The organism is Paenibacillus anaericanus (assembly GCF_003994475.1).
Taxonomy (GTDB): Bacteria; Bacillota; Bacilli; order Paenibacillales; family Paenibacillaceae; genus Fontibacillus; species Fontibacillus anaericanus.
The window spans coordinates 1-4,966 of record NZ_RZNY01000070.1 but is presented as its reverse complement, the minus strand read 5'-3'; the positions used below and the strand labels follow the sequence as shown (position 1 = coordinate 4,966).

Genomic DNA, 4,966 nt, shown 5'->3' with positions numbered 1-4,966 from the left:
GGAGATTTTGAAGGATGATCGTGGGCAGAAGAAGGTGTTTTGAGGAAATAACAGAAGAAGTTTTTTAACTAACCCGTAAGTTGGCCACTAAAATGTGACCACTTACGGGTTAGTTTGAGTAACTAACTTTTGAATCGAGCTGGATAAATCCGTTGCGCATGCACGATACAAGCATTTATTTGAGTTGAATTCACAAAATAGCACCTTATTTTTGAGGTTCAATAACTAAAATCGTAATGGATGGGGATCGCTAAAGTACGTGGATCAGATATATTAGTTTTAATACTGGGCCTTTAGTGTTAATTGGATGTTGTAACAAAGTTGACAATTAATATCTAGAACAACTATTAATTTTAAGAAAAAATTTACCGATAGTTTAAGTCAAGGAATCTTGTATTTTTTATCCATTTTTGCGACTTATTGATAGCCTTCAAAAATGGATTTTCTAAGAAATTAATTAAATCTATAACTGTTAATTATTACTAGTAATAGAGGAGGGGAATTTCAAAGAATATACTTTCAAATTTTCTTCTTTTTTTGTTAATTCCGGTATTAGGGAGGCCAACTACTATTAGGTGCGCTAGTATATGTTAGGTTATCATTCTAGCATTTTTTCTCTAAGATCGTCTTCTTTCGTTCCTCAGAGATTTCCGTTTTTTCTTCAAAAGCTCATAAAAAAGCTCCCCCCTTCAACTGGACTATCGTGTGTCCAAGTTTTTCCATAATATTCAAAATATAAAAAGTGATCGTTAATTCCAAAATTCAACAGTATTCGACATGTAAAAAAATATACTTAATTTTACTTCTAAGGAAATGGAAGGTAGAAAGTTATTGAAAAAAAATTGGAGTGCTAACTTATTATTATTGATTGCTAGTTGTTTATTGGGCGGATCGACCAGCTTCGTAATTGGTAATATTATCTTTTCGACTTATCATATTAATAGTGTATTTAATTGGGTCTTATTGTTACTGTTAATTTTTTTTTATTTTTTTTGTCATTGCGTTATCATTTCAAGAAAGTGAAAAATAAATCCTTTGTTTCGCTCAATATATATATATTTATTTTTTTTCTATTAGCTGCTCCTGTTATAGTTACTAATTTTGATCATTACTTATCAATTCCTACTAAAAAAGAACAAAATAAAACAATCGAGCAAATTTCTACGATATTAAAGCAAACCGGTCTTCCTTATGAAATTGATGTGTCAGAAAGTAAGAAACAAACGAAAGAATATGGTGTAAGGGTAACGATTGTATTAGTAAGAATATTGAATGGCCAATTCAAGAGAAATGAAGTGGATACATTACTGGAAAAGTTGCCTGATGGGGATATAAATATTACTTTCTACACTAAAGGTAGAACTACTTATATTGATGTCTTAATTGATGAAAACAAATCAATCACAAGTTGTTTTCCATTCGAAATATGTAAAATTATGGAGATTGATTAATGAAAATAGAATAGCAGGAGGAGAAAATATGCGAAAGATTATGACAAATATTATAATAATATTTTTGTGCTTTATTATACAACTTCCCATATTTAATAATTTTGTTTTTGCTGATAATAGTGGTAGTTCAAATATACTACAGGAACAGAGAAGCACCTCAACAATGTCCTCCACAAGCAATGGAATTGGCACCAGAAGTACTGATGTATGGGTTGATGATTACTTTAGTGAATATGGGAATGCAATTGATATTCATTACAGCTTTCTTGAAACACACCCGGTCCAAATAACAGTAACTCGGGAAGATGGTTGGGAACAAACATATTCACAGTATACTGGAAATGCATACCATAACATATTTGAATTTAATCCTCCTGATGATGGTAGATATACTTTTCGTGTTCAGCCAATAGATGAAAGTTCTGAGTTTGGTGGTCAGGTTTCAGTAACTGTCTACAAAAACATTGTAATTGTAGTACCAGGTATAATGGTAAGTGAATTATTTGTAGGTAATAATCAAGTTTGGAAGCCTAAACAGTATGTATGGGGGGGCTAGTTGCGACTGAATATATAAGACAAGTGAATGCGGTTGATAAATTAATAACTATCGGAACTCCTTATTTAGGTGCTCCCAAAGCAGTTTCTATTTTTTCAACAGGTAATATATCGAGTCTGCCCGATAATTTGGCGATCTCTACCTCAATAAAATCTGATCGCCGTGGAGACAATCGGCAGCAAGAAGTTTCCGAAATATCTCGAAAGCTCAAGCAACTTGCGCGTGAACTCAATGTGCCTGTAATTGCTTTATCTCAATTAAGTCGTGCAGTAGAGTCACGGCAGGACAAACGTCCGATGATGTCCGACCTTCGAGAATCTGGGTCAATAGAACAGGATGCCGATATCGTTGCATTCCTGTATCGAGATGATTATTACAACCATGATTCAGAGGAAAAGAATATCGTTGAATTTATTATTGCTAAGCAGCGTAACGGCCCAGTCGGTACAGTCAAGCTTGTCTTTATGAAGGACTTTAGTAAATTTGTTAGTTATGATCGAGGACACGACACGCATAAAGGAGCCTGATGATATGGCAAAGGTATTAAGTTGTATACCAGCTCCTTCACAAATGATAGATTTGGGGCTTGCGACAGTTGATAATTATCAACGAGCTTTAAAGAGTGCCGAGCGAGCATATAGTCGAGCTGACGCAGATGATAAAAAAGTAATCGGTGGACGTGAAGGGATAATAAGTGAACTTGAATATGTCATAGAGTGGCTTGAAACCGGTCGTCGCCCAGGTAACAAAAGATGGATTGAGTGTAGGGCAGTATACCAGCGGGAAAAGTTAGTTGACCTTTTGCTGAGTTTTATAAAATTTTCACATAAAGCATTGTGCAAAAAGGAGGGGGTATTTTGAGTAGAAAAGTAAAGAAAAGATGGCAATTTAGACGTTGACGGATCAAATATCCGAGCTAAGACAACTTGTCGGAATAATGAAAACCCTTAAAGATGCAGGTGACGACTTAAAAGCTTCAGGAGCGTCTACGGTTGGACAAGTACGCTTTAATGTTGACAATGTAATTCCATAATGGTGTTACGCTCTGCGGTGGTCATGCGTTCCAGAACCCCTTGGACGTTGAATATATTTACGTAATATTCCGGAATAACTCCACTACTGCTTAGTCCTGGTAATGTAAAGTAGATACCACTACCCTATCCACCAAAATGCGTAGAGACATAAAGATATTTGTCACCGACTTTTTGATAATTGATTACATAATAATAATCTTCTGGAGGTAGTATTGTTATTTGGTAATTTGATGCTGCACCATAGACGAAACTCCAATAATCAACATTATTACTACTACTTAAGTTACCTCTATTTATCGATTTTACAAGTATATAGTTGAATTGTACGTTTAATATATTAACAGGTTTATATTGGAAAATATTAAAAAATTAACTATAAAAATATAATACTTCCAAAAAAAAGATTGACAGTTAATGTGTTTAAATATATACTAGCGAAGACTTCAAAAAATGTTAAAGGAGGGTTTAAATGGTTAATTTTAAAAAAATAGCTATTTGTCTTTGTGTTGTTGGACTGACTTCTTTTTCCAGTATAGCTGTATTTGCTTCAGAAGAAAAAGTTCAAGTAGTAAGTTCTAAAACAGTGGACGAGTTAGAAAGTTCAACTATTTACGAAGATGCTCCTACTACTTCGGGTCTTATCAGAGTGGAGAAAGTTGTTGACTTAGAGGGGGTTGACAAGTCTACAGGTAAGATTATCGATAAGGAGACATTTAGAAATTCCTTATTAAAGTTTTACAATACAGATAAAGTAAAATATTCTGAAAATATTAAAAATATCAATAGTACTATTGATAAAATAATGTCCTCAGATACACAATCAAGAGTGACTACACAGGATATAACACCGTTTTATGCTGATGGACAAGTTGTAGGCCGAGGCTGGAGTAAAGAGCCAAAATTAACTTCATCTGAAAATCGTGTTACCTTTAATAGGGATTGGGTCACTGAAGATAATTATCGTTCTGCTGTTGCTATAACAGTTTCTTATACAAAAACATTAAAAATTAGTAGGGATATAGGATTTGAAGGTGCTGTAGAAATCAAGAATAAATTTGGCTTTAGCGCATCAGCAAGCGTGGAACAAACTTCTACTATATCTCAAGGCGCAAATGTTCCAGCTTGGACAGCGTGGGGATATAGACCATATATCAAGTATAAACTTGACCAATACTCTGGGGAATACTATCTAATGATCTACGCTGGGGGTGCAATAAATACTTATTATTATACAAAAACAGGATCAAATTATTCTCTTATTACAAAATCTAATGAGTATTGGTCAAGAATTAATACTAGTCAAAGTTTAACAGCAACAACCCCAACACCACCAACTGGTGCCCCTAATGTATAATTTTATTTAAATAACACTCCCCCTCACTTAGTTGTACGAGAGGGGAGTGTTTTTTAACATATATTGAAAGCTATAGACTTAATTATTTCGTTGACTAATGATAATATAGTTATTAAATGAAAATATTAGATTGACTTTCATGTTAATATATAGCTTATTCTATTTTTTGATTGTGAATAATAAAATGTATTATTGATGGGGGAAAGAAATGAAAAAAACAATTATTGGTATTACATTTATCGCTATTGGAACGGCGATCTGCTTAAGAATTATAACGTTAGCTTCAGAACTCTTCCCAACCGTCGATGTTTGGAGAGGGACTAAACTATGGTTTGCAATATTTGGGGCAATGGATTTAAGTAATGAGCAGAGCTTATTTTTAGGTGCTCCCTTTGTTCTGGGGGTTATTTTATTTTTTTTAGGTTTACTTATACTTATTGTTGAGTATTTTAATCTTCCGAATAAAGTTAAAAAATGAAAATATTACGGAAGCTTCCTATTGGAAATCAGCTAAATGATAACTTATATGTACAGAGGAATTCGCGCATCTTGAGATGATCGCCACCATGGT

Annotated in this window: 5 protein-coding genes and 1 pseudogene; all 6 read left to right on the top strand. The window is 33.7% G+C overall.

Annotated features, from left to right (window positions below; all coding sequences use genetic code 11):
- The first annotated feature begins 1,019 nt into the window (after window positions 1–1,019).
- Window positions 1,020–1,451: a hypothetical protein gene (locus EJP82_RS27640; protein ID WP_127195294.1), complete on the top strand. Its 432-nt coding sequence runs from the start codon at window positions 1,020–1,022 to the stop codon at window positions 1,449–1,451.
- 28 nt (window positions 1,452–1,479) lie between these two features.
- Complete coding sequence (locus EJP82_RS27635) at window positions 1,480–2,007, top strand: hypothetical protein (RefSeq protein WP_127195293.1); 528 nt, start codon at window positions 1,480–1,482, stop codon at window positions 2,005–2,007.
- A gap of 161 nt (window positions 2,008–2,168) precedes the next feature.
- Window positions 2,169–2,534: pseudogene (locus EJP82_RS27630) on the top strand (DnaB-like helicase C-terminal domain-containing protein); the annotation flags it as partial.
- A gap of 4 nt (window positions 2,535–2,538) precedes the next feature.
- Window positions 2,539–2,868: a hypothetical protein gene (locus EJP82_RS27625; RefSeq protein WP_341189109.1), complete on the top strand. Its 330-nt coding sequence runs from the start codon at window positions 2,539–2,541 to the stop codon at window positions 2,866–2,868.
- Window positions 2,869–3,510: 642 nt separating this feature from the next.
- Window positions 3,511–4,395 (top strand): hypothetical protein, encoded by an 885-nt coding sequence (locus EJP82_RS27620; protein WP_127195292.1) that lies wholly within the window; start codon window positions 3,511–3,513, stop codon window positions 4,393–4,395.
- A gap of 208 nt (window positions 4,396–4,603) precedes the next feature.
- Complete coding sequence (locus tag EJP82_RS27615; protein ID WP_127195291.1) at window positions 4,604–4,873, top strand: hypothetical protein; 270 nt, start codon at window positions 4,604–4,606, stop codon at window positions 4,871–4,873.
- Window positions 4,874–4,966: the final 93 nt, after the last annotated feature.